The organism is Moorena sp. SIO3I6, from assembly GCF_010672095.1.
This window is the reverse complement of the sequence record NZ_JAAHHU010000553.1, coordinates 1-2825: the sequence shown is the minus strand read 5'-3', so window position 1 is coordinate 2825 and position 2825 is coordinate 1. Positions and strand designations below refer to the sequence as shown.

Annotated in this window: 4 protein-coding genes; 2 read left to right on the top strand and 2 right to left on the bottom strand. The window is 43.8% G+C overall.

Annotated elements, in window-relative coordinates; translation table 11 throughout:
• On the bottom strand, positions 1–958 hold a 958-nt coding region (locus F6K49_RS39415; protein ID WP_293106033.1), incomplete at its 3' end, for a PQQ-dependent sugar dehydrogenase.
• A 65-nt stretch (positions 959–1023) separates the two neighbouring features.
• Here F6K49_RS39415 and F6K49_RS39410 point away from each other — a divergent pair.
• Complete coding sequence (locus tag F6K49_RS39410; protein WP_293106030.1) at positions 1024–1179, top strand: hypothetical protein; 156 nt, start codon at positions 1024–1026, stop codon at positions 1177–1179.
• A 211-nt stretch (positions 1180–1390) separates the two neighbouring features.
• Entirely contained in the window at positions 1391–1537 is a 147-nt protein-coding gene (locus F6K49_RS39405; protein WP_070394076.1) for a chlorophyll a/b-binding protein, read from the top strand.
• 418 nt (positions 1538–1955) lie between these two features.
• Here F6K49_RS39405 and F6K49_RS39400 read toward each other — a convergent pair whose 3' ends face one another.
• Positions 1956–2774, bottom strand: a complete 819-nt coding sequence (locus F6K49_RS39400; protein WP_293106027.1) for a phytoene/squalene synthase family protein — start codon at positions 2772–2774, stop codon at positions 1956–1958.
• Positions 2775–2825: the final 51 nt, after the last annotated feature.

The window sequence follows — 2825 nt, the reverse complement described above, 5'->3', positions numbered from 1 at the left end:
GGGCTAAATAGGCATAGGGCCAACCATAGAATTCCCCTTGGCGAATGCGGGTGAAGTAATCAGGAACTAGGTCATCTCCGATCAGATCTCTTTCATTGACGGTAGTGTAAAGTTCACCAGTAATTGGGTGAAAGTCGAGACCGACCGGATTACGTAAACCATAGGCAAAGGTCTGTTGGTTTGACCCGTCCAGGTTCATCACCTGTACCGATGCTCGGGGTAAAGGTTCCCTATCGACATTAGACCGTGAACCAATAGAGACGTAGATTTTGTTTAGGTTGGGAGACACTACCACATTGCGGGTCCAATGCTGGTTGTAGCCACCACCAGGAAGGTCAGCAATTTTTTGACCTTTGCCAGTGAGTTGGTCTTGACCTTTAGTGTAGGGAAACCGGATTACAGCATTAGTGTTGCCCAAGAAGAAGTATTGATCAGCAAACGCCATGCCAAAGGGAATATTTAACCCATTACTGGCATTAGCAAAGGTTTTTTTGACATCAGCAACTCCATCACCATTGCGATCGCGCAATAAACGAATACGATTTGCCCGAGTTTCTGTGACCAAGATATCCCCAGTGGGAGTAAGTGCTAGCCAGCGGGGACGGTCTAACCCATCAGCAAATACGTTCACTTGGAAACCCGCTGGTACTTTTAGGCTTGGGGTAGATGGTACTGCTACCACATTTGGAGGTCGAGAGGCGCTAGTAGTAGCAAAGGGTTGGGGTAAATCATCCAGGGTAATTTGAATCCGTTGGGGTGTCAGAGGTTTGGTATCGATTAGGGTTTTTGTGGATAAAACATTTGTTTGTGTAGGTGCCTGAGCAATTTGGGGAGATTCCTCAGACGAGGACTTTTGTAAAATCGGTGCAGCAGGTGCTTGAGTTAAGGTGCTGGTTGAAGCACAGGCTACTACCGTAGTCATCAGCAGTTGCAGGATCAGGAAACGTGCGGAGTTCATGGTCAGGAGCACAGGGTGATATTGCGATTGATCTTAACTGACCAAGTAGCAATCAAAGGTATTACTTGATTGCGGTTGCAAGTTATCAGGTTAGTCGGTTGAAGGTTAGTCGGTTGCTGGTTAGTAGGTGTTGCCGGTTGCTGCTTAGAACCTTGGCCAAAAGGCCACGCTACGGGAACAAGCTACCCTACACCGAACGCCACAGGCGAACAACCTGTTAACCTTCAACCTGTTAACCTTCAACCTGTTAACCTTCAACCTGTTAACCTTCAACCCTATCTCCCCATAGCCTCCAGTTATCCCTATTTCAGGCAAAGCGTATCGATTTATACCATATTTTGGTTATAAAAATATAAATAAATGTTGCAAACTTTTCCAAAATAGGTTAAGTTATATTACAGAAGCTAACAAAGAGCTAGGAGATCTATAACAATGACTCAAGAGCAAGAATCTAAGTTCGGTTTCACCAACTTTGCTGAAACCTGGAATGGCCGTTTGGCAATGCTTGGTTTCGCCATTGGCTTGGCTACCGAGTTGCTGACTGGTAACGGCATTCTGCAACAACTAGGTCTTATGTAATCGGCCATAAGCACTTGGGCGCACGGTGTGCGCCCCTAGAGTTAATTTGTGTTCTACTCAATATTGGAAGCAATATCGGAAGCGCTATACTTGCATTTCTGACACAGATGGCGATCGCACTCGCTGAAAGCTTTACAAAATCTAGGGTTTAGCCCGATTGAAGCTCAGCAAAAAAACGAAAGTGTGTTGTTCTTGAGCGATCGCTTAATCCTTCCTAAGAAAATACCTCTCCCCGTTGGAGCAAGAGCAACTATATTTTTTTGCCCTTGACTTACCCATTGACAGGAAGTCCCAAATATGAAATAGGGTATTGAGGTAGGGTAAGCGCATCTAACTTAAGTAAGTTTAGAAAAATCTATATTTGTGAATTGTAACTAATAACAATCAAGGGATTGGAGCTGACTCAAAAGTTTCCTATCTACTTAGTTGTTAATTGCTCAACAATACCCATAACTTCACTGCGGGTTAGTTTAGATTGTCCGAGGGCTAAAACATCAAGGGTGGCATGAGCTAAAGCCAGGGGAATTTGGCAAAAATTTCTGGCTGGACTATTCTTGATGAGAGCATTGGTGTAAGCATCAGCTAAAGACAGATTTCTCCGAGCATATTTTTGTAGCTCCTCTTCGCTCCAGCCGTTGGGAAAAAAATCCACTTGCCTTGTCAAATCTTCAGAGCGGTTACGTAGAATGTTGACTGCTTGTAAACCCCGACCAAAACCAACTGCATAACTACGGTTAGTTTGGGTACCATCATACCAAGCCCATAAATCAGAAAGTAACAATCCTACAGACCCGGCAACGCTATAAGTATAAGCATCCAAATCCATTTCTGTATTAATTTCCCAACCGCATTCAGCCCAAGCTGCCATTCGATCTGCCATAGCTGCACTAGCTTCCCAAATGCGAGGTGCAATGGTTTCCGGTGCTAGCATTGCCCATTCACCAATCCGAATGCTTACTTCTGGAAGTGGCTGTTCGTGCTTACTCAAGGCTAAAGATAATTCCGAGGCACTGAATCCATTACCGATACCTTGTAGACCGAAACTAATTTTTCGCAACAGTGAAGCCTTGGTAAGGTTATCAAGCTCAAAATTATCTTCAATTTCGTCAATTGCACGCATACACAAGTATGCAGAAGCAACAGATTCTTGTAACCCTCCTGGTAAGCAACTAATTGGAATGTAGAAAGTTCGACTAGTTTCTTTTAGAATTCCTAAGGCATCTTTACATAGTTGCATAACTTTACCATTCTCATCACCACTTTATAGTATTATATGCCTAAATTTTAA